This window comes from Acidiplasma sp. MBA-1 (assembly GCF_000949015.1).
GTDB classification, from domain to species: Archaea; Thermoplasmatota; Thermoplasmata; order Thermoplasmatales; family Thermoplasmataceae; genus Acidiplasma; species Acidiplasma aeolicum.
On record NZ_JYHS01000002.1, the window covers coordinates 268461 to 295114 of the forward strand.

Here is a 26654-nt window from a genome sequence, read left to right on the forward strand (position 1 = left end):
TATTATAAATGTCATTATATGTAAGCAAATTAAAAATAAATTTTAAATAATGAAAAATAATATACCGGTATGGAATGACGTCTCCACAATGCCAGAGGGCTGATGACGTCTACTTGGTGATACCATGATTCATCTGGTTGTGGAGACATTATCTCAATATTTATTTGTTATTCTTGCTTCCCCGTTATTTGCAGGTATCTTTGAGAGGTTAAAGGCCATTATTGAATCAAGGCATGGACCTAGCATATTTCAGCCTTATTATGATATCTTTAAGCTCCTTAAAAAGGAGACATTAATAAGCTTTAAATCAACACGGCTTTTTATAGTCGCACCCTATATTGCCTTTGGAATATATTCTTTAATTGCACTTATTATTCCCGTATTTATGTCAAGGCCCATTATATTTACCGCATCGGGCGATTTTTTTGCTGGTGCAATACTGTTTTCTGCGGCGGCATTTGTTAAAATTGCTGGTACCATGGACTCGGGAAGCAATTTTTCATCCCTTGGAATATCAAGGATTTTATCATTTAATTTTTTTAGTGAGGGGACACTTATAACGGTGTTTTTTGCAGTGGCACTTATAACGGGCACAAACAATCCCTATGTAACCAATAATTATCTGATATCCCATCCATTATCAAATCTTAGCCTTGTTCATATCTTTGCCATTTTTGCGTTTTTCATGATTTTCATTTATGAATCTGGAAGGATACCCACACAGAGTGAGGGTCTCCAGGAAATGGGAATGATAGATTCGGGAATAGATTATGAATACAGTGGCAAGCTGCTTGCAGTAAATAAATGGTCTTCATACATTAAACAGTATCTGCTTGGGTCGGTCCTGTTAAATGTGTTTTTAATACCGTGGGGAATAACAAACACATTTCCAGATTTCTTATTAAACATACCTGTAATGTTTTTAAAATGGATGTTTCTTATAATTATTGTGCTTATAATAGATACAACCATGGCCAAGCTAAGACTGTTTAAGGTTGTAGACTTTCTTGCTGTGGCCTTTATTTTCTCAATACTTTTCCTGATTTTAACAGAGGTGATTGGATGAACATAATTTATACACTTATTTATTTAATATCTGCTGTACTTGTTATCACCGGATTTTACATTCAGGGCAACAAGTATCTTAGATCTATGGTTTTAACACTGGCATTTCAATCGCTTATTATTGCAATTATAGCCTTCATGCTTGGTATGATGCTAAAAAATTATACATTTATAATACTTGGCATTCTTGTAATAATTTTAAGGGTATTTCTGGTTACATATTTCTTAATAAAAAGAATACCAAGGAGTTTGAGCTATGTGTATGAGCCAAGGGTAAGCACAACATACCTGCTAATACTTGACCTCATATTCATAATAGCATCAATATTTATTGTATACTCAATTTCTTTTATAAAAATAAAAACCATCATATTCCCTGTAAAGAACATAATACTATTCCCACTTCTATTATTCTTTCAGGGATTGTTTTTAATTGCATCTAGAAGAAGAACCATTGCACAGATCCTTGGCTATGTGGAGGAGGAAAACTCACTGATTATCCTTGGAACATTTCTGCTGCCGGTTCCAATAATAATAGAAAGCAGTGTTTTTCTGGATGTGCTAATACTTGTTGTAATATTCTCTGTTATAAGCATTGAAAAAAATGTACATGAAAGAATGGAGGAGTTGAGGGGATGATAATAGTACCTTTAATTATACTTATAATTCCACTTATAGCGAGCGCTTTTTATAAAAGCATTAAAAATGCATCTGTTGCCGGGGCCTTTCTGGAAATGATAATGCTAATACCATTATATTTCAGCCTTAATTATAAAGGGTTTTTCTTCATAACAAGGATAAATTTTATATTTATTCTAATGGTTTCATCAGTATATTTAATGTCACTACTTTATTCAAGAAAATACATAGAGGGAATCGAGAATAGGGGAATTACAGAAAAAAATTATTACCTTTTAATGAACTTTTTTTACATCTCAATGGAATTTGCACTTATGGTTAATAATTATGGATTCATGTGGGTGGGTATTGAAACAACAACCATATCATCAGCACTATTAATAATAACAGAAAAAAATGATGCATCGCTTGAGGCCACATGGCGTTACATAATTATAGTTTCTGCAGGGGTTACATTTGCATTTATATCTGTAATACTCATATATTATTCATTCCATACACTGGAAGTTACCGCAATTATATACCGGTCCAGCACTGGTGATCTGCCTGTAAGGCTTGCTGTTGGCATAGCCCTTGTTGGATTTGGTACCAAGGTTGGGGTTTTTCCAATGCACACATGGCTTCCGGATGCGCACAGTGAGGGACCTGCCCCGGTCAGTGCCATGTTTTCCGGTGTTTTACTTCCAACAGCACTTTATGTACTTTACAGAATATATGAGATATATCCCATGCCTGAAATATTCGTGTGGGCAGGCACGGTATCAGTTTTATTTGCGGCGCTGTTTTTAACCTACCAGCACAACTACAAGAGAATGTTCGCATACTCAACAATGGAGAATATGAACATGGCATTAATTGGCATTGGTACAGGTACATATGCCGGGCTTGTTGGCTCCCTTGTTCTTTTACTGGCCCACAGTTTTGGCAAGGCTGGTGCATTTTATTCAACCGGAGAAATTATGAAGATATCCTGGACGAAGGATATTAATAATATCTCAGGGTTTATGAAAAATAAGATCGTTTCCTCATCCCTTTTAATATCATCCTTTGCTGTTACCGGGACACCACCATATGGAACGTTTTTTGGAGAATTTCTTATACTTTATTCGGTGATTACAATACATTACTATGCACAGTTCATAATTATTTTAATCTCAATTTTTATTGCCTTTGTCTCCATTAATTTGAATGTTTCAAAAATGATATTTAAGGGGGATTATAAGTATAATGAAACAAATGGCTCCATAATACCCCTTATTTCAGGTATTATTGCCATTTTTATTGGAATTGTATTTCTGGTGATAATAAATGAAATATTATAAAAATGGGATTAAATCTGGCAGGCTGATAGGAAAATATAAAAATTACAGTATATACTCTGAGGGCTTTATTTCAGTAATGGATGAAGAAAGCAGAATGTATGAAAAAAATCCAGATGAGATAAATTTTGCATATGGACCATCTGCTGGCGGCCTTGAGGAATCCATAGGATTTACCCTTCAAACCCCAGGCGAGATAATAAAAAATGTTGATGTTAATCCATCTTATAAGATGAGGGATATTAAAATTATTAATGATGATATATACACTGCACTTTTAAAAATAGAGAGGGTAAATGGATACCATGCCGCATCAAATTCAGTATGCTTTTTGCTTGCAGTTGAGGATGCCCTGGAAATAGAAAATTCTGATTCAAATAATGAAAGAATAATTGAAATAGAACTTGAAAGGATAAGATCAAATCTGCATGTCATTAAGGGATTATGTGAGTCTGCAGGTTTTTCCGTACCAGAGAAGCAGGTCTCTTACATTATAGAGAGGGTATCAAGGACCATTTCAGTATCATTCAGGCACAGATTTTTCTTCGGTGCAAATTTAATAAACATGGTTAATGGGAATATTGATTATGTTTTAAAAGAAATTGGTGATATTGAAAAGGAATTCAGATTATTGTATAATGACCTCCTGGCATCAAAGATATTTATGGACAGGCTACAGGAGAATGGAATATATAAGGATGTAAATTCCATTGGCCCTGCTGCCCGGGCAGCCGGCCTTAAGTATGATGCCAGAATTGACTCAAAATCATTACTCTATGATGGTTATAAGATATGCACGTACAGTTCCGGTGATGTTTTTGCAAGATTCATGGTTAGAAGCAATGAAATATTTTCAGCATGTGATATAATATTAAATACAGGTATTAAGAAACATTACATGAAAAAATATGATTTAAATAAATCTGGTGAGGGGGCCGCCAGAATTGAATCCCCGCAGGGAGACATATTTTATTATGTTAAAATTGATCATGGCAGAATATCTGATATAATAATGTCATCACCATCGGTTCTTAATCTTTATGCATTTAAAAAGGCACTGCCTGGTAATATCTTCACAGATTTCTTTTTTGTATGGGAAAGTTTTGGCATATGGGTTTCTGAAATGGGGGTGAATTTTATATGACACTATGGTTTCTTAACGGTATAAAAAAGGGAATAAAAACTGAAAAAAATCCCGATGAAAGCATGTTTAAACCTGATTATCCATCAGTTCTTGAGGGAAAAAGCAGTTATGACTGCCCAACAGGTGCCATAAGTAATGGAACATGGATTAAGGAAAAATGCATTTTCTGTGGAAGGTGCGATTTAAGACCAACTGGTAACCAGAATATATATAACATCCATGGAAAAATGCCTGAAATATTTAAAAGATCATTTTACCTGTATCCTATTGACTCAGGCACATGCGGTGCATGCAATGCAGAATTAAAATCGATATTTTCTCCACAGTATGATGCAAACCGGTTTAACATATTTGAGGCTGAAACTCCAAGGCATGCCGATGCCCTTGTTATTATGGGCGTTTATACAAACGGCATGGAAAAAATAATAGAAGAGGCATACAACGCAATGCCAGATCCAAAAATAGTAATAGCAATGGGGGCATGCACACTTTCAGGTGGAATTATTGGCTCAGGCATAAATAAAAAATTCAATGTGGAAATAGCTGGCTGCCCACCAACGCCATATTCAATCATATCTGCAATTTTAAGGTACAGAGGTGATTAATATAAATATATTATATTATATTCCACTTGTAATAATTTTTATTTCTGTACCCGTATCGATTAAATACAGAACGTTTGCATATGTATTATCCGTAATATCCTCAATTGCCTTTATTTTTATCACATTTAACAGATATAATTATATAACGTACTTTTACATGATTTCAGGCGCGGTATGGATAATATCATCAATATATTCCATATCCTACTCAAAATCCTACGGAAAATGGCTTTCCCCGCTTTTCCTTTTAACAATTTCAGGCATGATGGTTATACTTTATTCATCAAACTTTTTAATATTCATAACAGGCTGGGAAATTATGTCAATACCTGCATATGTTACCGTTGCTGTCAATAAAAGGAATGATGCTGAGGCCTATGTTTTTATGTTTTTCTCGGAAATATCCACAGTTTTTATTATTACAGCAGCGGTTATGTCATATTTTTATACCGGCAATTTTGGATTTAACATTCTAACCAATGATTATGTACTTTTAATTTTTACCATTGGTGCAATGTCAAAAATGGGGTTAACACCATTTATGATAAGCGAGTGGCTTCCAATAGCACATGGAAGTGCCCCGGCAAATTCATCTGCACTTTTCAGCGCCACCATGACGCTTATGGGTGTATATGGCATAACAAAAATCGCATTATTATCACCACAATCACAGACCATAGGAATCCTATTTACCGCCATAGGTGTGATATCTGTTATATTTGGATCACTCTATGCTTATATATCGGAAAATATGAAATCACTGGGTGGGTTTAGCACCATAGAGAATAACGGCACCCTTCTGTCAGCCATTGGCCTTTATGTTACATTTAATGATCACATATTAAGGATGTTTATAATTATTTCAGTAGTAATCTTCGCAATGGGGCATTCCATAGCAAAAACAGGCCTTTTTATGTCCGTTGGCAATACCGGTGCGGAATACTTCAGCATGGTATCAAAGAATTCCAGCAGTGCCAATAAAATCGGAAAATTTTTTATTTTTTCATCACTATCCGGTTTATTTCCCGGAATTGGAGGCCTTGGAACATGGATGGTCCTTGAATCATTTTTCATGGGTGCGTACCTGGGAGGCATCAGCGGGCTTGCCTCCCTGATAGGTGGTTCTGTACTTGCCATCGGCGAGGGTTTTGCCACAGCTGCAATGTTTAAAATTTATTATTTTAGTGATAAACATGATGAGAAAATAGAAAAAAATGATCTTAAAACGTATACAGTCCTTGCCACCGGTCTCTTGCTGATATTACTTTTTGCTGTATCCGTAATATTTATTAAACCAGAATTTTTATCCGGCATACCTGAAGTTCTGGTTTTTAATGGATTTATGATAGAATCAAAATTTAATGAAAATGATTTTGGGCTGGTAACACCATTTTATATTTTAGTATTAATAATCATATTTTCATTGCTTACATATGGAATTTTTGGAAAACCGAAGACCAGAAAGGTTATGCCATGGAACAATGGTGTATCAGATTTTGATGGGTACACATCATTTTCATATTCCAGTGGCATAAGACTAATTTTAAAAAGAATATTAAAAACAGGGAACAAAAAATCAGGTATGGAGACGGTTGACATATTCTGGTTTGCAATGATAAAAATCGCCAGGGGTTTTAGAAATGGTGCAAGATATATTGGATACAGGATCATGAACAGCTCAATAAGCTATTATATGGTTTATATGATAATTGCATTCATAATAATCATTATAATTGTATCATTATAATTATTATAAAAATAAATTTATTTTTTTTAATTGTTTACTGGTTAAGTATTTATACTTTTTAGACATGTCTATTTAGACATGATAACAACAAAAAACAGAGATTCAGGTATAATACTCGGCCTCATGGCATTTGCGGGTACCTTAATTGTATATGTTGAAACCATGATAGTGCCTGCAATTCCTGTGTTTATAAAATTCTTTGATACCACATACGATAATGTTTCATGGGTGATAACTGCATACATTATTACAGGAACCGTTGCAGCAGGGATATTTGGAAAGCTCGGTGACGTTTTTGGAAAAAGAAGGGTATTTTTAATTCTTTCACTGATATATGCCATTGCAGTATCATTTGGTGGATTTGCCACCACACTGGACGAGCTCATAGCAATAAGGGTCATACAGGGCATTGGATTTGGCATGTTTCCACTGGCATATGCCATAATTAATGATGTTGTTCCAAAAAGGGAACTTGCACTTGCACAGGGGATAATGAGTGCGACCTTTGCCGTTGGTGCTGGAATAGGCCTTGTTATAGGTGCATACATAACCGAATATTTTGGGTGGCAGTGGTCATATCATTCTGCAATTCCCGTTGCATTTGCACTGTTTATCCTGAGCTATTTTTATCTTAAGGATTATGCGGAACCTGTAAGGGAAAAAATAGACTTTGCCGGTGTTGCACTTCTTGGAATCCCACTGGTATTTCTGATATTTGGTTTATCTGAGGGTCAAACCTATGGATGGACTTCAATTACAATAATATCAATGTTCATACTTTCAGGCATCCTGTTTTACATTTTTGTAAGGTATGAATCAAATGCTGAAAATCCATTTATAAACATACAGCTTGTCAGAAAAAGAAATGTGTTAATAGCAAACTTTGTGGGACTCTTTGCCATGTCAGGTATGTACTTCCTATTCTTCACAGTGCCCACATTGCTTCAGGATCCAGAGCCGGCCGGATTTGGAAAAACAATTCTTGAGTCTGGCATAATAATGCTGCCGGCAACAGTTATGGCCATGGTATCAGCCCCACTTGCATCACTGGAAACTGAGAAAAAGGGGCCAAAGGCATCAATGATTACCGGACTTTCAATAGGGCTTATTTCATTTATAATGTTAATATTCTTCAGGTCGACCATATTTGACATAATATATGCTGCGGTGGTTCTTGGAATAGGATTTTCCTTTATTCTGGTGGGAGTCATCAATCTATTGCTTATTTCAACACCAAATGAAAGGGCCGGTGAGGCCACAGGTATGAATACGGTTTTTAGGGAAATAGGAATGTCAATAGCACCTGCAATAGCCGGATCAATTGAATCGATGTATTCAGTTCCTGTGATAATATCAATACTTCCATACAGCATGGGATCATTGAACTATATACCTGTATTCTATGATTTCCCGTCATCAAGGGCCTTTACCATGGTATACATTATAGGCATAATATTTGTAATTATAAGTATAGGCATCTCCAGTCTTATAAAAAACACAAGAGGTGATTTAAATGAATAAAAAAATTTTGGCTGTTTTAATAGTATTTATGTTTGCTGCTTCAGGATTACTTGCATATGAGTATTCTGGTGTTAATGACCATAAAAGTGCGTTTACATCATCACAGGCACCTGTTGAGGTTACAGGTGTGCACTGGTACAACCAGACATCAAGCATGCTTCCAGCCCCTGGCTCTGGCGATGTACCACTCTATGTAACATTCACAGCACTTGCAACTGAAAATGTAAGTGGATTTATAAACCTTACATCACCTTTTAGCTACAGCTATATATCGGGTCCTAACAGTGATGTCAAATCAGTATACACACTTTCATTGAAAGCAGGGAATAGATATACAATAATGCAGATGGTGAACATAAGCGCCAGTGCATCAGGTAATTTATATGAGGAAAATATAACATTATCAACATCATCTGGTTCATCAAATGCAAACTTTACACTTCCAATTGGCCAGCCCAGTTTATCTGTGGTAACATATTATACAAATCCCCCTGTGATATATCAGGATCAGAAGGGAATAAAATTAACAGTGGTAACATCAAATACAGGAACAAGCAATGCAAATAATGTAACCGCAGGAATTTATTCTAAATATTTTAATGTTATATCACCTGCAAATTATAGCATTAAGTATTATCCGCTTGGGAAAATCATGAACTTTACATTCTATTTAGATGCCAAAAATGTCTCAGGCAGCGCGCCTATTTATTTTTCAATGTATAATATAACATATACACTTAAATCAAGGATAAATTCAGATCAGTATGTTAATCTAAAAATAACTGAGGCATCAGATAAACTGGTATCGGGTGAGAAAAAACAGATAATTACATTTTATATAAACAATACAGGCAATAAGACATTCAGGGATTTAAATATACACATGCTAATGCCAAGTGTAATATCAATACACATACCATCATCAAACCCACTGGCAGCCCTGGATGCGGATAATGTTACATACTCCTCCTTAAAACCCGGGCAGTCCCTGAGGGTTACATTTATAGTCGATGTTTCTGATGTATACAGTGGTAATTATCCTGTTCAGCTCCTTGTGGAATACAGGTTTAATAATACGGAATCTGTATTCTACAAAACCGCAACATTTACAGAAAAGGTATCACCATCACCTGATGAGGAAATCGAACATAACATAATAAAACCAGAATATCTTGTTCCAATAGTGCTTGTAATAGCCATATTAATAATAATAGGAGCAGCGGTAAGGCACAGCCATAAAAAGGAAAAAAATATGAATAAAAATAACAAAAAATAAATTTAATTAAAACTTTATCAAATGTGAAACTATGAATGATTATACACTAAGAATACTGTATATACTTAACCTGAAGGAAATGACAGGTTACGGCCTCGCAAAACGTATATTAAGCACAAATACCCACAGGAATATATCAAATGGTGCGTTAATGCCCGCAATAAATAATTTATTAAAAAAAGGATTAATATATTCCAAAATTATAAACAATAAAAAATATTATTTTTTAACGGATTCCGGTAAAAAGCTGGTAAATAACCTGATGGAACTTAATGATGAGATCAAAAATGAGGCCATTATAGATACAATAAGCCAGGAATTTCCATATATAAACGTATTCACAGACATTAATGATTTTACTGTTCTTAAAAATGTAATTAAGAAAATAGGCCCGGGAATTATTAATCTTATAAGGTACTCATTTATACTGGAAAAAAATGGGCAAAAAGAGGAACTTAATGATATAATAAATTATCTTAATGAATTTAATCCTGAGAAATTACAGAAAACAAAATAATATTTATTAGTAATAAAAGTAAATTTTTAAAAACTTATTTAATAATGAAAATAATATTGATTTAATGAAATTAACATCAATAGTTCCTGCAGATTTTTTAAAATTAACAGATAATAATGATTTTTCATTATATAAACATCAGGAGGAGGCGGTCCAAAAACTCATATCGGGAAAAAATGTGATAGTTTCCGTTCCAACCGCCTCAGGGAAGACTCTAATTGCATACATAGAAATATATAAAACGTTCCTCAAGCGCAAGAAATCACTTTACATAGTTCCATTAAGGTCACTGGCCATGGAAAAGTATCAGGAACTTCTAAATTTAAGGTCTCTTGGGATGAGGGTAACTATATCCATTGGTGACTACGATATACCACCATCATTTGTAAGGAACTATGATGTTATTGTATGCACGTCAGAAAGGGCTGACTCAATGATACATCGTGACCCTGATATACTAAATGAATTTGGTTTTGTTATACTTGATGAAATTCATACAATTTCAGATGAAAGCAGGGGGCCAAAACTTGAAACTGTAATATCCTCAATTTTATACCTTAATCCGGATATAATACTTCTGGGGCTTTCAGCAACGGTTTCAAACATTAAGGAAATGGCCATGTGGATGAATGCCGAAACCGTAATATCAGATTTTAGGGCGGTTCCGTTGGAAACTGGAATTGTTTACAGGCACTCACTGATAAGGGACGGAAAAAAAGAATTCCTTGGAAATAAGGACGAGCTTGTTTTAATTGAAAACAGCGTCAATGATGGCGGTCAGTGTATTGTTTTCAGAAATTCCAGAAGGAATGTTGAGAAATATGCTGAACTTTTAAAGAATAATTTTGATTTTGGCACGAATATTGAGGATCTTGAACTGCCGCTTGAGAATTTAAATGACAAAATGATAGACCTAATATCGCATGGAATTGCATACCATCATGCCGGACTTTCAAATGAACAGAGAGGAACAATTGAGGAGCTATTTAAGAAGGGACATATAAAGATAATTGTGGCCACCCCAACACTGGCCGCCGGTGTAAACCTGCCTGCCAGAACAGTTATTATACGGGATATTACAAGGTATTCCGATGGTTACAGTAAGCCAATTTCTAATATAGAGGTACAGCAGATGCTTGGTAGGGCTGGCAGGCCAAAATACGATAAAATAGGTTATGGATATATAACTGTATCAAGTGAATCAATGCTAAAGGTTGCACAAAACTATCTTAATGGTGATCTGGAGCCTGTGATATCCAAGATGGATTCAAACAGTCTGATCAGGTTTAACATACTATCGCTAATATCCTCTGGAATGGCAAGGAAATACGATGATATACTAAATTTTTATAAAAAAACACTGCTTGCCATTCAAAACGATATAGAGGATTATTCACTGGCATTTGACGGGGCCATTTACTTTTTAAAGGAGAATGGTTTTATTTCGGAGGAAAATGATATTTATAAAGTGGAGCCATTTGGAAAAATAACATCAGAACTTTACATAGACCCTGTTACAGCGCTGATATTATCAGAGTGTTTAAATCATGAATATTCAGAGCCATTATATCTTTATTATATATCAAAAACGCCAGATATGATACCTTTTAATTTCAGGGAATATGACTATGAATATGTTGAAAACTTCCTTGATAAATATAATATAAACGATTTCAGTGAGGAATCAATGCGGGCAGCCAAAACAGCAATAATTCTGCAGGAATGGATAAATGAGGTCCCAATTAATACCATAGCAGAGTCATTTGATATTGGCCCCGGCGATATACAGGCAAAGGTATCATCAGCTGACTGGATTTCATATTCACTTTACAGATTATCAACAATGAATAAAAAGGAATATTCAGGCCAGTTATTCCATTTAAACATAAGGATAAAGGAGGGCATTAAGGAGGATATTATAAAGCTTATAGAAATACCGGGCGTTGGCAGGGTAAGGGCGAGGAGATTATTTGACAATGGATACACCACAATTGAAAAACTTGCATCTGCAAAAATGGAGGATATTGGAAATATATTTGGTTTCTCAAATAAGCTTGCCCTTGAAATTATACAGTATGCAGATAAAATAACAAAGCAGTATTATAAGGGGAACAACCTTGATTCATATAGCGGTAGATAAGGAATATGCACAGGCAGCCATAGAATACTGCAAATCTTCGGGATTATTTAACAAAAAATATAGAGTACAGCATGATGGCTCCATGGTATATATTCCTGTAATAAGGCCACCGGAGGGATATAAAATAGTTGATATAAATCCTATTGAAAATAATAGTATTAAGGATTATAACCACTCATTTTCATATGACATCATAGGTGATATTGCCGTAATAAAGGGCAAAAAACTTGATGAGGCTCAAAAGCTGGTCGATATAATAAAAATGAGAAAGGAAATAAAATCAATTTATCTCGACTCAGGTGTTACTGGAGAATACAGAACAAGGGATGTAAAACTTTTATACGGTGAGGATAACACAGGAACAATTTACAGGGAAAATGGCATAAGATTGCATGTTGATATAAAAAGGGCATATTTTTCACCGAGACTGGCCACAGAGAGGGCCAGAATTGCCAATGAGATAAATGAGAATGAGAAAATCTTTGACATGTTCTGCGGTGTTGGCCCGTTTTCCGTGCTAATAGCACACAGAATAAAATGTGATATAATAGCATCTGACATAAACTGTGATGCAATAGAACTTTTGAATGAAAATAAAAGGCTAAATTCATTAAAGGGTAAAATTGAGGCATACTGTGGTGATTCCCGAAATTTAATAAAATCATTTCATGATTTCAACAGAATAATAATGAATTTACCCCACGGTGCATTTAACTTTATAAATGATGCCATTAACAGTGTTTCAGCTGGAGGAATAATAAACTACTATGAAATATGTGATTACGAAACATTAGAATCCAGAATGGAATACTTTAGATCAGCAGGCCTGGAGATAGTCTATAAAAGAATAGTGCATGGATTTTCCAAATTCAAGAATATGTATTCAATAGAGTTAAAAAAATTATAAATATATACTAAATAATAATTATTAATAAATGAGTATTGCTAACAGGATTGGTGATATAGCCTCAAATCTTTATGAAAACGCCCTTCTGGCTGAAATTAAAAAGGACAGGGTACCAAATCATCTTGGAATAATAACAGATGGCAACAGGAGGTACGCCAGATCCATCGGTTTATCCGAAAATGAAGGGCATGTAAGGGGAAAGGACAAGCTTGAGGAGGTGCTTGACTGGGCCATGGAGGTTGGCATAAAGGTTGTTACGGTTTATGCATTTTCAACGGAGAATTTTAAGAGGAAAAATGATGAGGTTAATTTTCTTTTTAAATTAATAAACGATTCATTAAATGATCTTTTAAGGGATGACAGAATATACAAAAACGAAATAAGGGTTAATGTAATAGGTGAATTATCATCACTTCCTGAATACTTAAGAAACACCATTATTAATGTTGAAAATACCACCAAGAAGTTTTCAAGATTCAGGTTTAATCTGGCAATAGGTTACGGTGGAAGGCAGGAAATAATTAATGCTGTTAAAATGATAGCCAATGATGTATGTAAGGGTAAGATTAATGTTGATGATATCGATGAAAAAATGTTCAGAAATTATCTTTATGATAATACACTTCCAGATCCTGATCTAATTTTAAGGACAAGCGGTGAGGAAAGAATCTCAAATTTCCTCCTTTGGCAGGCAGCGTATTCAGAACTTTACTTCGCCGATGTGAACTGGCCCGAATTAAAAAAGGTGGATTTTTTAAGGGCGATATTGTCATATCAGTCAAGAAAAAGAAGGTTTGGTAGGTAAAAATGTACATAGCTGTGGATGATACCGATAGCCAGAACGAAATGTGCACAACGTATATAATATCGCAGATTGCCAGAAAAACAAATTATGATATAATAGGATATCCAGAGCTTGTCAGGCTTAATCCAAATATAAGCCATAAAACAAGGGGCAATGGGGCCCTTAATATAAATATAGGTACAGGAGCTGGAAAAAAAATTATTATAGGCAGAATAAACGGTAATAATATATATGCATATGAAAAACTCATTTCAGAACCTGAACCTGAGGAGCTTATGGATTTTGCATCGGGCATTGTTGAGGATTTTTATGTTAAAAATAGTGAAAATACAAATCCGGGAATAGTCATATCAAAGATTAGATTCGATTCACAGATATATGAGAGGGCCCTTCAGGAGGATATTTCAGTAGCATCAATTGAGGCATTCCTCGAAAAAAGGGCAGCTTACAAAAAAATAAGAACCGGCCATGGAATAATAGGTGCCACAGCATCACTTGGCTGGAATAAAAAACGTGTGACCTATGAGCTTCTGGATTATAAGTATCCACATTATGGAATTATGGATAAAAGTATAAAAATGGAGATAGCAAAAATACCGGAAAAATATGATTCAACCTTTAATAATATAGATTATAAGAACGATTACCCTGCCATATTCCCAAAATTCAAAACACCGGTTATATTCGGTGTAAGGGGAATAAAGCCCTGCGATTTGCTTGGCATATATGATGAAATAAAAAATAATTTTGAAATAAATGATGAGGGCTTCATAATTTATGAAACAAACCAGGGTACGGATGATCATATAATTTATGATCCTGAATTTCTATCTGACCTTGGTTCCTATTCAGTATCAGGCATAATATCATCATATCCATATATAATCCAGGGTGGTCATTATTTCATAAAAATGAAATACAGGGATTATGAATTAAATCTTGCAGCGTTTGAACCAACAAAGGAATTTAGAAAAATTGTTAATGCGCTTATACCAGGAGACCTTGTAAGGGCCTATGGTTCATTCGATAATGGCACATTAAAGCTTGAAAAAATAAAGATATTAAAATTATCCAGGGAATATATTAAGGAACCACCCATATGTCCTGACTGCGGCATTAAAACCAGATCCAAGGGGAAGATGGATTACAGATGCCCAAGATGCAAAAAAAGGTATAAAAATCCGGAGATAGTTGAAATAAAAAGAAATATATCTGAGGGTTTTTATGAGGTACCGGTTATAGCCAGAAGGCACCTTTCAATGCCATTAAAGCTTGCAGGTCATTTCGGGGTGGTCTGAACGATATGCATTACTGGAATACCGGCAACCGGGAAAACAACGTTATGTAAGATGCTCAATTACAGTGGCATACAATGTGCATCCCTTAATGAGGTATTAAAAAACACCGGGATAATTAGTGATGGCATTGTGGACATAGACCAGCTGAGAAGGCTTGAACTTAAATATGATGTTGTTGAATCTCACTATTCCCATATGATTCATTGCAAATATGTGATTATAATTAAGGATGATGAAAATATTTTAAGAAAAAGAATGGAGCAGCGTGGTTATGGCAATGAAAAAATAAACGAGAACATTGAGGCACAGAGGTCCGATATAATATATTATGAGGCGCTGGACCTGCTTCCAGAAAATCATATATTTACTGTTAATGCCAGAGGAATGGATATTAATGAATTATATGACACTGTTAAAAAACTAATAAATGAACTGCTCAAAAAATAATTATATAAGTTAACATTTAATTATTATGTATAACTGTGAGGAAATTAAAAGCCTAAACATAAAATATATGGACAATACTGAAAGACAGCTTACACCTGATGAAATAAAATCAATATGCAACATGGCAAATGATAATGATATTTCAATAGAAATGCTTTTAAAAAGAATAGAACCGAAGCCGGTAAGATATGTTGAGATTAACGTACCACCATATACGCCTGCAATAAAGGATGGTAAATTAACAAAACCAATGCCACCCTATTAAATTATTTGTCCATTTTTTTCTTCAGCTCGTTTATTTCCTCCTGTATGCCCTTATCCAGTGGGTTTTTTCTTGCCTTTTCCTCAAGTTCCTGAATTTTCATCTCTATGCTTTTCTTTTTTCTGTTTAAATCTCTCTTGCCTAGCCCCATGGATAAAGAATATACTTTAAGTATAAAAATATTACATGGCTTCTATAAAAAATCTTAAGGAATGGGTAAATCATTTATATCTAAATCCTTTAATGGCAAATAGTTTACTATATAGAAAGCATAAAATACCAGTTACGTATTAAAATATGATATAAATGGAAAGCATTAAGGCCTACGACGTCTGGAGGGAATTCATTAGGACATGGAAGACATGGTACAGGGCATCTGAGAAAAATCTGTTATCCCTTGGAATGTCAACTGTAGAGTATAGAATACTAAAAAACCTGCTTGAACGCGGCCCGTTGCCAATGATTGAGCTCGCAAATATAAATATGGTGACTCAGGGATGGATCACAGGTGTTATTGACAAGCTCGAAAAACTGGGATATGTAAGAAGGGAGAGAAGTTCGGAGGACAGAAGAATAATAAAGATACAGATTACAAATAAGGGAAAGGATGAATACATGCGTGTTGAGGAATTACACATAAAATTCATTGAAAATACATTAAGAGATTTTAACGATGAGGAGAAGTATAATATGATAAGATTCCTCAAAAAAATCCAGGAGAATGTGGAATAATTTAAATGATTTTCATTCAATACTTTTTTTTAAAAGAATTAATTCATATGGCAAAAATTATAACTAATGTTTAATTATGTAGATAATTATGGTTTATAATGAGATTTATTTAATTATATTAATCGTATTTTCATGGATATTTATAATACTATACCTTTCCCCGCACATAAATAAAACCAGGCATTTTTCAACAATGGGGCCTGCATTAATGATTAAATCCACACATAACCGTGGTATACTTGATGCCATATCCAAACATTTCCCGGGAAAGACATTTGGCAAAATATCTGATGTTTTGGTGGTTCTTGGAGGTTTAACAGCATTCATAATGCTTTTATATGAGGCCATACTGCTTACCATAGTTCATGTGCCAACCAGTGAGGCCCCACCATTAAATGAATATCTTGCAATTCCATTAATAAATCCCCTGATACCGCTGGGTTATGGCACAGCATCACTTGTATTTGCAGTGGTAATCCATGAAACATTCCACGGAATAGTTGCGAGAAAGCATGGAATAAAGGTTAGCAGCGTTGGCGCTTTATTCTTTGTCATACCTGTTGGTGCATTCGTTGAGCCTGATGAAAAGGAGATAATGGATGCAGATCCCGTTATAAGAAGGAGGATAATAGCTGCGGGTCCGGGCATAAATATAGTTATAGCATTTATAGCATTAATGCTTTTAATTTTTGTTATGATGCCACTCGCACCCCCGGTTCACAGCGGCGTTTATATCCAGGAATCAGAAAATGCACAGATACCCCATGGTTATGAAATAATAAAATATGGGAATATTTCGGGTTCTGCACTAAACAACCTGGAAACAGATTCATATTTAAAACCGGGAATGGAGAATATTGTACTTTACAACGGCACCACGGTAAATAAAAGTGTTCTTACCGGAGTTTTTATATCACAGATAATTTCAGGGTTTCCGGCTGCTGCGGCCCATGTTCCATCTGATTCTGTAATATTAAGCATTAACGGTTCAACAATATATAACATCAATACACTTGGAAACGTTCTTGATAAAATAAAGCCGGGAACAAATATTACAATGGAAATAATGACTTTAAATGGAAAGACAGATAATTACACACTTAAAACGGTATCAACTTACAGTTACTATGAAAAGGATGACCCTGCTGCAAATAAAAATATATATAAAAATGAGAGTTTTATAGGTGTTGGCATAACATACTCCGGACTTGATTACATACCATTAAAGGAAATGCGTGGGCTTATATTTGGCTCAGCCCTCTTTGGGCCCCAATTTTTTGATGTTCTTGGCCTTCCTGTTCTTGGGCTTTCACCGGTACCATATAACCTTGCGCACCTGTTTTCAACACCATTTAATAACTATATATACTTTGGATTGGTTAATTCTCTCTACTGGTTATTCTGGATAGATTTCCTTCTGGGAATAATGAATGCACTGCCTGTTGCAGTGTTTGATGGTGGCCAATTTTTCAGGGATACCTTAATGATAGCATCCAGAAGAGAGAGATTCAGCTTCCTTAAAAATGAAAAAACACTTACAAAGATATATTATGGTCTTGCGCTGTTCATAATAATGCTTCTGTTTTATATAATAATAATACCAAGAGTGATTTAAATTTTTTATATTTCTGATAAATATTTTTTTAATGTGTTAAAGAATATATCAGGTTTATCAAGATGCACACAGTGGCCGGCGCCATCAATCTTTATAAACTGCGATGATGCGATAAGATCGTGGTATCTCATACCATGATTTATTGGAACCACGCTGTCATTGCCACCCCACAGGATAAGCACAGGCTTATTTATTTTGTTCAATTCCTTAAGTATATGATCAACGCCCAGGCCACCAATTATTATTACCGCTTCAATATTTTCAGGATAATCTATTAAAGCCTTTAATGCACTGCCCGCCGAGACAGATGGTGCTATTATATATGTTAAGCCGGCGTAAACGGCATCTGAAAAATCCTTAATGAATCTTGCACCTGCTGCAGGATTTGAACCAAAATTGTATTTTGGATTATACTCTGACTTTCCAAAACCCGGATAGTCCGGGGCATACACATTAAATCCCCATTGCCCCAGTTTCCTTAATGCATCAATGCCTGACCATGAGGATGAATCCTTTTTGGAATCATGAAGCAAGATAAAGCTCCTCTGAAGGCCCCTGCCATAGCTAAGATAAAAAACATTTTTTCCTGATAAATTCATTGTATTTTGCTCAACTTCCATATTTTATGGTATTAAATAATTGTTAAAAACCATTGTTAATTTTTTTATGCCTTAAATTTTTGATTTATATAACTATATTTGATTTTTAACCCATAAAAATTTTAAAAAATAATTAGAAATCAATAAAATAATTTTATAATAACCTATAAATTTTGTAAACATGGAAACATCCCATGTTGATTTGCATATTCATAGACTAGTTTTTATAACTGTTGCTCTGATTTTTTCATGCATGTAATCTTTCCAATAAGATTAAAATATCAGGAATTACTAATAAATTATGAAACTCAAGGAATCGTCATTGGATTTTTACGCATTTATAAACATATTCAGGGATGATATAGAAAATTCATTTATAAAAAAAATATACCAGGTGAATTCAAAGGAGTTTATTTTTCAGATATACAGGTCCGATGTTAAAAAAAGAGATTTTTTTATTTCACTTACAAAGGGAATATCATTTTATAGCGCGGACAGGCCTGATGAGGCGTCCCAGCTGGCCATGATATTCAGAAAACAGTTATCGGAGAAAAGGATAACAGGCATAGAACAGATAAATTTTGACAGGGTTATAAAAATTACACTTCATACAGGGCAGGAAATAATACTGGAACTGTTTGGAGGCGGCAACCTGATTTTAACAGAAAATGGAAAAATAGTATTTGCAATGGATCAGCATGTATACAGGACAAGAACAATAAAAATTGGTGAGGCCTATGTGCCACCGTCCCTTATAAATCCCATTGAAAATTTTGACGTGTTTAAAAAGATTGTTAATGAAAGTACCGCATCACTGGTTAAAACCCTTGCAACAAGGGTAAATCTTGGTGGGGAAATAGCAGAGGAGGTTCTTTACCGTCTTAATATGGATAAAAATTTAATGCCACATCAGATGGATGATAAAATATTAAATCAGGTATATGAGGAGATAAATGTCATCCTTAAGGAATCCCTGGAAAATAGGGCATATTATTATAAAGATGAGGAAATACTGTCCCCAATAATACTAAAAAGCCTTAAAAGGAATCCAGACGATACCTTTGAAAACTTCAATGATGGAATAGTCAGTTATTTAAATAACTATCCGGTGGAGGAAAAGAATAAAAGCAGTGTGGAAAAAAGGATAGAATCACAGAAAAAATCAATTGAGGAGTTTAAAAAATTGATGGAAATTTATACAGAGTTTGGGAATAAATTAAAGATGAATATACCATCTATTGAGAAATTAATAAAAATTGTTAACGGTAAGGTGAAGAATGGGGATTTGAATGGGTTTGATTTTGGGGATTTAAAAATTTTAGGCATAAATCCGGCAAAGAAAATATTTACCATTGACTATAATAATATAAATATAGATTTAAACTACACATTATCTGCAGGAAATAACATAAGCAATGTATTTAATACAGCAAAGGATTATAAAAATAAAATTGAGGGCGCTGAAAGGGCCATTGAGGAAACAAAAAAATTAATAATAAAGGAAAGGGAAAAGGTAAATCAGAAAAAAAGGCCAAGGTACTGGTTTGAAACATACAGATGGTTCTTTTCATCCAATGGCAATATGGTCCTTTCAGGAAAGGATGCAAAGACAAATGAGAAACTTGTCAAAAAGCACATGGAGGATAATGATATATATGTACATGCCGATCTTTATGGTGCCCCAAGCACGGTAATAAAAAACGATGGCATTGAAATATCAGAGGAAACCATAAATGAGGCATGCCAGTTCGCAATATGCATGTCAAGGGCATGGCCTGCAGGCATATCCTCCGGAACGGCATACTGGGTGTATCCAAATCAGGTAAGTAAAACACCAGAATCTGGAGAATTTATATCAAAGGGGTCCTGGGTAATAAGGGGTAAGAGAAATTATGTTTTTAATTTACCGCTTGAACTAAAAATATCATTGATTAAATATAAGGAATATGATATACCAATGATATCCCCGTCATCAACAAGGGTGGAATCAGAAAAATGGGTTAAAATCAGACCAGGAAATGAAAAAAGAAATAATGCTGTTGAAAAAATATCGAAAATACTTGATGTGCCCAGGGATGAGATCGAGCCAATACTTCCACCGGGTGGTTCTGTAATAATAGAAACATCAAGGGAAATAAAGGAATTAGGATAATTTGCTTTTTAATTCCTCTATTGTTGATACATCTGTGGGGTCAACCTCCCTCACAAGAGCCAGTTCATATGTTAAATAGTCTGCATAATGTATTAGATAGAATAGTTTCTCAAAATATTCATTGGTTGGTGCTGTTATAATATTAAATGATTCCCCGGTTATTTCCTGTGTGATTTCTATCCTTCTCTGTATTCTAAGATTGTCGGAATTAAAGACGTAATACCTGTATTCATCCCTTCTGTAAGCCTTTTTTAATGGCATTGTGTCATTATGATTGAGTTCAGGAAAATAATTATAAAATGCAAATGTCTTTGAGTTCTCATTAAACTGTGTTTTCCATCTGTATGCCACTGATTTAAATGGTCTTGACCCAAATATTATTGGTATATAGCTGTTTTCATATATTTTTAATGCCTCCCTGCGCATTTCGTCATGATTTTTATCCATGCTGTCCAAAATATCATATGTTTTTTTAATTATGTCATCATCCACTGGATCAAATGTATTGAAGAGTGGCATTAACATGTAACCTAGAGCAGATCTTGGCTGTAATCCTGATGGTATTATTATTGAATTTTTTACCCTGTCGGCAAGCTTTCCACCGGATGTAATGGCATAAACATGGGCATTTTTTTTCATTGCCTCATCCACATTATTAAGTGTTTCCTCGGTGTTTCCAGAGTAACTTATGCCAATAAATACAGTTCTTTCATTGACAAATTCTGGTATGCCGTAATCTCCAACAGTTATAACAGGTTTTTTTGAGAATTTTTCCTGAAATATATCGCCAACAATGCCAGACCCACCCATACCGGAGATTACAATATTGTCATATTCAGAAGTTATGTTAAATTTTTGATTAAATTTAATTTGCTCCTTTAAATTCTTTAATTCGTCTATAAAGTCCATGTAAGAGTTAATTGATTTTTATTTATTAATTTTTGTTTTAGTCCTCGATGTTCCTGTACAGCCTGTAAGCATATGAGTCCTTTAATTTTTTTATTGATGCACCGGTTATGATTACTGATGCAAGGCATAGCAGTGTTGTTATATCTATTATTAATAAAAGTCCATGGAAACCAACAATGTCACCAATAAATCCAAGTATTATTGATATAACCCCGCCAAATAACGCACCAAAGTTGTATGATATCCCGGAGATAATACCCCTTACAACAGGATTTACACGCTCCATCAGTAGCAGCGGCACAACAGGCATTGATCCCACACCCACTGTAAAGGCTATCAATGCAGGTACCGACAGTATATCCAGGGAGGATGAAAATGGAATGGCGAACCATGCTGATACCATTGATACTGCTGAACCTGCAATTATTAAGTATTTTTTTCTAGTCTTAAGCGATAGCCTGCCAAAAAGAACAAATGACATGGCCAGCACCAGGCTTGTCACAATCATCATGATTCCCACCATGGAATGGCTTACACCGAATGATGGTGCAATTGTTGGATAAAATGAAAACACCGAGAAATATGCTGCAAAAAATCCGGACATCATAATGGATGATTTTATAAATGGCTTCATGTAACCCTTTAGTGATGCCCTTTCCTTTACCACCCCCTGCCTTTTATCTGAGGGGATTTTAAACATTGTATACGGGGCGATTATTAATGGTATTATACCTGTCAGCAGGAAAAATCTCCAGTCAGCCGCCATTACTGGAAGGAATAAAACATAGGCAAGGCCTGTAAGTGCGTAGCCAATGCCGTATCCACTCTGCACTATTCCAACTATTGTTCCTTTAAGATTTTGAGGGGCAAATTCATAGCTCATGACCGTACCGGCAGTCCACTCACCGCCCATGAACACCCCCTGAATAAATCTTGCGGTAAACAGTATAAGCACTGTGGGGGAAAATGCCATTATTCCGGCAAAAATGGCATATCCGGCCGTACCTATAATCATTACTGGTTTGCTGCCCATTGTATCATTTAGACTGCCAAATATTATGCCGCCGAAGAATCTGCCTATTAATCCCAGTGCGAACAGCAGTGACACCATAAGCAGATCTATATGGAAATATCTCTCCAGCTCTGTATAAATATATGTTAACAGGGTTAGATCATATATATTTCCCATCCATGCACCTGTAGATGAAATTGTTGCATGAGCATAGGTTTTCATAAATTTATAATTACTTTATATGAATTAAAGTTTTGTAATAAAGTATATATATTTTGATGATAAAAACGTATAATTAGAAATTTTATATAAAAAAAATAATAATTTAGAGATAAATATCAGAAAAATATTAATAAATTATATATAGTGTGTAACACTGTGTTGCATGGTCATGTTAAAACATTAAAAATCAATTTTAACCTTCCATTGTGTTCTTTCCTGCAAAACAGAGGCCTTAACACCAGTGCTATTTATTGCCATTGAAAACTTTTCTGCCGAGGCCTGGGTATTAAAATCAAAATATATGGCATCAAGGCCAAATTCTGGCATTTTTCCCTGAAGTGAGACTATATCCTTAATTTTGGACATTTCTGAAATGAATTTGTCCTTATCAACATAAAATGTCCCCCTTTCTATTTTTGAAAGCCCCGTTTCTATTATTCCATCATATGTTATTTTGGATACTTTTTTATTAACATGCTTGCCTGAACTGTAGTAATACTGGAATAAAAAGAAGGCTGCAACAATGATCAGTGGTATGCCTATTACAAGGACATTTGAAAATATTGAGAATATTCCTACAATTAATAGCGCAACACCAATAACAATATAAACATCTGCCATTTTAATTATAATAGAATATGGTTATAAAAAAGTTGTTAATGTCCATAATAACAATCATATATTTTTTTATAGTATTATGGATTTAACAATAAATGGAAAAAATTAAGTTCACAGAGGTACCTGAAAAGATACCATCAGGATATGATTGCATAGATAACTTAATGCAGGGTGGTATAGAACCTGGTATAATAACCGAATTTTATGGAATGGGCGGGGCAGGCAAAACAAATCTATCCATGATATTTTCATACTCAATGGTAAAATCTGGCAGGCAGGTTATTTATATAGATACTGAAGGATTTTCTGTGGAAAGGTTTAAACAGATATGTGGTGATGATTTTAACTACAACGATATTAATATTTACAGGGTTAAATCGCTTGATGACCAGCATCTGGCTGTGATAAAGGCGGAGAAGCTAATAGCAGAAAAAAGGGATTCAAGGAAAAGTATAGGCTTAATGGTTGTTGATTCATTTACAAATTTTTTCAGGATGGAAACGGGTACCGATGCCAATGCAAGAATGGAGGGGTACGAAAGGCAGCTTAATATTCTGTCCGGTATTGCAATTAAATATGAAATTCCTGTGCTTATTACAAATCAGATATATGCAGATGTTGAAAATCATAAAATTGAGCCATTTGGCGGTTATTTTATAGACCATGCCATGAAGGCCATTTATTATATTGAGAAAATGGATAATGGAAACAGAAGAATAACGGTGATAAAGCACAGGTCAATCCAGGAAAATTTATTTAGTGAATTTAAAATAACAAAAAATGGCATATCGTGTCAGGTGTGATTCATGGGGGTAGATATATCCAGTATATTAATAAAGCATGCCACAACATTAAAGGAAAATGCAGGTAAGATGGTTACTGTTGATGCTTATAACATTATATACCAGTTCTTAAGCAGCATAAGGGGTGAGGATGGTGAACCTTTAAAGGATAGCGCGGGAAATATTACATCACATCTTTCAGGTATATTTTATAGAACATCCTCACTGCTGGAAAATAAGATAAAACCGGTTTACTGTTTTGATGGAAAACCATTTTATCTTAAAAATGAGACACTAAAGGAAAGAAGGCTGATAAGGGAAAAAAATATAGAGGAACTTAATGCTGCAATAAAAAATAACGACATGGAAAGGGCAAGGTCCCTTTCATCAAGAATAAATTATATTACAGATGATATAATTAATGAATCCAAAAAGCTTCTTGATTTTATGGGGATACCGTGGATACAGGCGCCTTCCGAGGGTGAGGCGCAGGCATCATACACGGCAAGGGCCGGCATTGTTGATTCTGTTATCTCTCAGGATTATGACTGCCTGCTATTTGGTGCCCCGCGTGTATTAAGGAATTTTACAGTGTATGGAAAGCGGAGGATTTCTGGCACTGGTAAATATATTAATGTATCACCGGAAATTATAAACCTTGAGGAGAATCTTGAAAACAATGGAATAACACAGGAACAGTTAATAGATATAGGGATTCTGGTCGGTACCGATTTTAATTCAGGTATACCGGGGATTGGTGCAAAAACTGCATTAAAGCTCATAAAGAAATTTGGAACTATAGAAAATGTTCTAAAGGAAAAAAACAAAAACATAGATCATCTGGATGAAATAAAGGATTTTTTTAAAAACCCACCGGTTGAGAAGAATATTAACCTTAACTTCAAAAGGCCGGATAGAAACAGGATAATTGATTTCCTGTGCGGCCAGCACAATTTCTCTGAATCAAGAATAATAAATGTGCTGGATATAATGGACAGAAATTTTACAGACACAAGCCAGTCCAGCCTTGATAAATTTACCTAATTTTTATCCTCCTGGCTGGTTACAAGTATTTCATGGCTTCTTGGAAACTCTATTTCTATAAGTGTTTTTAACATTTTTTTTAATTCCTTTTCATCGCCTATTTCATATGATTCATTTTTAAATCCGTCCTCTATTATTTTGTATAAATTATTATCTTTATATATTGTAACTGACCTGTCCTTTTTTTTGGTTTTTAGGGATATTAGCCGGCCATTATCCATTTTTAGTAAACTGCTGTAAACTGTTTTTTCAACAGCCTTTTTTGGAATCCACGGCATTTAATCACCTTCTATTTTTTCTCTCACAGGACCTATTATATTTATTATGGATTCTGCAGCCGCGTTCTTTAAATCTACTGGATGAATCTTTTGATTTTCATATAAATTAATAAGTTCGTGAAAATCCACCTCCACGGGGCCACCCTTGCTTTCTGGCCTGTTTATTGTTAATCTTTCCTGATAGTACGGGAAAACAACGTATTTTAAAATGTCAATTACAGGATTATTTTCTGTAACACCCACAGGGCAGTATGCATGTTTTATTTTTCTTTTTATATCTTCATCAGAATCTGTAATAAAAATGGCCGAATCAGGGTCGCTTTTGGACATTTTTTTGAAGTCATCCATTCTCCCTGATCCCTTAAGGCTTGATATGAGGGGCATATGCACTGAGATTACCTTTTTAACCCCCATTTTCTCCGCAACATCCCTCTGAAGCATGTGGGCATGCCTCTGATCCATGCCTCCTAGGGCAAAGTCAAGGTCCATGTAAATTATATCTGTAACCTGCATTAGTGGATATATGTATTTACTAAAATCCCTGTCGGCATCCTCCTCTGTTCTGCCCATTATGGGAAGCGCCCTCCTTATTCTCAAAAGTGATGAATTTTTTGAAACTTTTAAAAGCTCCTCCCAGTAATCCCTGCTTGAAACGAGGTCACCGGCCCAGATGAATTCAACACTGCTATCAAGGCCTGCAGCGATCATGGTTCTTTTTAAAAGTTCACCACTCTCCCTTATTTTTTCAATATCACCACCGAGCTTATCATTTACCCGGGCATGCCAGTCGGCCAGAAGAACCTTCATTTTAATCCCGGCCCTGACCATATCATTTATTTTATTCGTAAACAGTATGCCTGTGGCTATGTGGGGCAGCCCTGAGGGTTCAACGCCCCAGTATCCCTTGCAGGAATTTTTGAGTGCATCCAGAGCCTCATCCTCGGTAATAATTTCTGATGTATCTCTTTTTAAAAGTTCTATATTTTCCATTTTATGGTT

27 protein-coding genes are annotated in these 26654 nt (G+C 34.9%); 20 read left to right on the forward strand and 7 right to left on the reverse strand.

The features are described 5' to 3' along the window. The first annotated feature begins 124 nt into the window (after positions 1-124). The 15 genes from TZ01_RS04605 to TZ01_RS04675 all read left to right on the forward strand — a co-directional run bounded on the left by TZ01_RS04605 (position 125) and on the right by TZ01_RS04675 (position 15695). Complete coding sequence (locus tag TZ01_RS04605) at positions 125-1066, forward strand: respiratory chain complex I subunit 1 family protein (protein ID WP_048101623.1); 942 nt, start codon at positions 125-127, stop codon at positions 1064-1066. After that, positions 1063-1704, forward strand: coding sequence for a hypothetical protein (locus TZ01_RS04610; RefSeq protein WP_048101624.1), 642 nt, complete (start codon positions 1063-1065; stop codon positions 1702-1704). The genes TZ01_RS04605 and TZ01_RS04610 overlap by 4 nt, the downstream gene beginning before the upstream one ends. Then, complete coding sequence (locus TZ01_RS04615) at positions 1701-3026, forward strand: proton-conducting transporter membrane subunit (RefSeq protein ID WP_048101625.1); 1326 nt, start codon at positions 1701-1703, stop codon at positions 3024-3026. Before TZ01_RS04610 ends, TZ01_RS04615 begins: the two co-directional genes overlap by 4 nt. Further along, a complete protein-coding gene (locus TZ01_RS04620; protein WP_048101626.1) occupies positions 3013-4167 on the forward strand; it encodes a hypothetical protein in 1155 nt (384 codons plus the stop codon). Before TZ01_RS04615 ends, TZ01_RS04620 begins: the two co-directional genes overlap by 14 nt. Next, on the forward strand, positions 4164-4772 hold the full coding sequence (locus TZ01_RS04625) for an NADH:ubiquinone oxidoreductase (RefSeq protein WP_048101627.1): 609 nt from the start codon (positions 4164-4166) through the stop codon (positions 4770-4772). The genes TZ01_RS04620 and TZ01_RS04625 overlap by 4 nt, the downstream gene beginning before the upstream one ends. Next, the gene (locus TZ01_RS04630) at positions 4765-6519 is read left to right on the forward strand and encodes a proton-conducting transporter membrane subunit (RefSeq protein WP_048101628.1); all 1755 of its coding nucleotides are present in this window, start codon (positions 4765-4767) and stop codon (positions 6517-6519) included. The genes TZ01_RS04625 and TZ01_RS04630 overlap by 8 nt, the downstream gene beginning before the upstream one ends. Before the next feature lie 78 nt (positions 6520-6597). Further along, on the forward strand, positions 6598-8040 hold the full coding sequence (locus TZ01_RS04635) for an MFS transporter (RefSeq protein ID WP_048101629.1): 1443 nt from the start codon (positions 6598-6600) through the stop codon (positions 8038-8040). Further along, entirely contained in the window at positions 8033-9316 is a 1284-nt protein-coding gene (locus TZ01_RS04640) for a hypothetical protein (RefSeq protein ID WP_048101630.1), read from the forward strand. Before TZ01_RS04635 ends, TZ01_RS04640 begins: the two co-directional genes overlap by 8 nt. Positions 9317-9347: 31 nt before the next feature. After that, positions 9348-9833 (forward strand): PadR family transcriptional regulator, encoded by a 486-nt coding sequence (locus tag TZ01_RS04645; protein WP_048101631.1) that lies wholly within the window; start codon positions 9348-9350, stop codon positions 9831-9833. A 64-nt stretch (positions 9834-9897) separates the two neighbouring features. Further along, positions 9898-11973: an ATP-dependent DNA helicase gene (locus TZ01_RS04650; protein ID WP_048101632.1), complete on the forward strand. Its 2076-nt coding sequence runs from the start codon at positions 9898-9900 to the stop codon at positions 11971-11973. Beyond that, on the forward strand, positions 11951-12880 hold the full coding sequence (locus TZ01_RS04655; RefSeq protein WP_048101633.1) for a class I SAM-dependent methyltransferase family protein: 930 nt from the start codon (positions 11951-11953) through the stop codon (positions 12878-12880). The genes TZ01_RS04650 and TZ01_RS04655 overlap by 23 nt, the downstream gene beginning before the upstream one ends. A gap of 28 nt (positions 12881-12908) precedes the next feature. Beyond that, entirely contained in the window at positions 12909-13685 is a 777-nt protein-coding gene (gene uppS, locus TZ01_RS04660; protein WP_048101634.1) for a polyprenyl diphosphate synthase, read from the forward strand. Between the two features lie 2 nt (positions 13686-13687). After that, on the forward strand, positions 13688-14983 hold the full coding sequence (locus TZ01_RS04665) for a tRNA(Ile)(2)-agmatinylcytidine synthase (protein WP_048101635.1): 1296 nt from the start codon (positions 13688-13690) through the stop codon (positions 14981-14983). Between the two features lie 9 nt (positions 14984-14992). Continuing rightward, positions 14993-15430, forward strand: coding sequence for an AAA family ATPase (locus tag TZ01_RS04670; protein ID WP_255350865.1), 438 nt, complete (start codon positions 14993-14995; stop codon positions 15428-15430). Positions 15431-15455: 25 nt separating this feature from the next. Beyond that, entirely contained in the window at positions 15456-15695 is a 240-nt protein-coding gene (locus tag TZ01_RS04675; protein WP_048101637.1) for a hypothetical protein, read from the forward strand. Position 15696: 1 nt separating this feature from the next. Here the strand turns inward: TZ01_RS04675 and TZ01_RS09740 are convergent, their stop codons facing one another. Beyond that, positions 15697-15843 (reverse strand): hypothetical protein, encoded by a 147-nt coding sequence (locus TZ01_RS09740; protein WP_169749788.1) that lies wholly within the window; start codon positions 15841-15843, stop codon positions 15697-15699. A 155-nt stretch (positions 15844-15998) separates the two neighbouring features. On the opposite strand from TZ01_RS09740, the gene TZ01_RS04680 reads away from it, so the two are divergent. Then, the gene (locus tag TZ01_RS04680; protein ID WP_048101638.1) at positions 15999-16424 is read left to right on the forward strand and encodes a MarR family winged helix-turn-helix transcriptional regulator; all 426 of its coding nucleotides are present in this window, start codon (positions 15999-16001) and stop codon (positions 16422-16424) included. 88 nt (positions 16425-16512) lie between these two features. After that, positions 16513-18039 (forward strand): site-2 protease family protein, encoded by a 1527-nt coding sequence (locus TZ01_RS04685; RefSeq protein ID WP_048101639.1) that lies wholly within the window; start codon positions 16513-16515, stop codon positions 18037-18039. 5 nt (positions 18040-18044) lie between these two features. Here TZ01_RS04685 and TZ01_RS04690 read toward each other — a convergent pair whose 3' ends face one another. Next, positions 18045-18659 (reverse strand): alpha/beta fold hydrolase, encoded by a 615-nt coding sequence (locus TZ01_RS04690; RefSeq protein WP_048101640.1) that lies wholly within the window; start codon positions 18657-18659, stop codon positions 18045-18047. Between the two features lie 280 nt (positions 18660-18939). Here TZ01_RS04690 and rqcH point away from each other — a divergent pair, with 280 nt between their 5' ends. Continuing rightward, positions 18940-20790 carry a ribosome rescue protein RqcH gene (gene rqcH, locus TZ01_RS04695; RefSeq protein ID WP_048101641.1) on the forward strand — a complete coding sequence of 617 codons (1851 nt, stop codon included), beginning with the start codon at positions 18940-18942 and terminating at the stop codon, positions 20788-20790. Here rqcH and TZ01_RS04700 read toward each other — a convergent pair. The 3 genes from TZ01_RS04700 to TZ01_RS04710 all read right to left on the reverse strand — a co-directional run bounded on the left by TZ01_RS04700 (position 20782) and on the right by TZ01_RS04710 (position 23554). Beyond that, a complete protein-coding gene (locus TZ01_RS04700; RefSeq protein WP_048101642.1) occupies positions 20782-21699 on the reverse strand; it encodes a bifunctional phosphoglucose/phosphomannose isomerase in 918 nt (305 codons plus the stop codon). The two genes, rqcH and TZ01_RS04700, sit on opposite strands and share 9 nt — an antisense overlap. 37 nt (positions 21700-21736) lie before the next feature. Next, positions 21737-22933 (reverse strand): MFS transporter, encoded by a 1197-nt coding sequence (locus TZ01_RS04705; protein WP_048101643.1) that lies wholly within the window; start codon positions 22931-22933, stop codon positions 21737-21739. 180 nt (positions 22934-23113) lie between these two features. Beyond that, complete coding sequence (locus TZ01_RS04710; protein ID WP_048101644.1) at positions 23114-23554, reverse strand: hypothetical protein; 441 nt, start codon at positions 23552-23554, stop codon at positions 23114-23116. A 92-nt stretch (positions 23555-23646) separates the two neighbouring features. On the opposite strand from TZ01_RS04710, the gene radB reads away from it, so the two are divergent. Then, positions 23647-24354: a DNA repair and recombination protein RadB gene (radB, locus tag TZ01_RS04715; protein WP_048101645.1), complete on the forward strand. Its 708-nt coding sequence runs from the start codon at positions 23647-23649 to the stop codon at positions 24352-24354. A gap of 3 nt (positions 24355-24357) precedes the next feature. Further along, positions 24358-25377: a flap endonuclease-1 gene (fen, locus tag TZ01_RS04720; protein ID WP_048101646.1), complete on the forward strand. Its 1020-nt coding sequence runs from the start codon at positions 24358-24360 to the stop codon at positions 25375-25377. Here fen and TZ01_RS04725 read toward each other — a convergent pair. After that, complete coding sequence (locus TZ01_RS04725) at positions 25374-25655, reverse strand: hypothetical protein (protein ID WP_048101647.1); 282 nt, start codon at positions 25653-25655, stop codon at positions 25374-25376. The genes fen and TZ01_RS04725 overlap by 4 nt on opposite strands. Further along, complete coding sequence (locus TZ01_RS04730) at positions 25656-26645, reverse strand: tyrosine--tRNA ligase (protein WP_048101648.1); 990 nt, start codon at positions 26643-26645, stop codon at positions 25656-25658. Between the last annotated feature and the right edge of the window lie 9 nt (positions 26646-26654).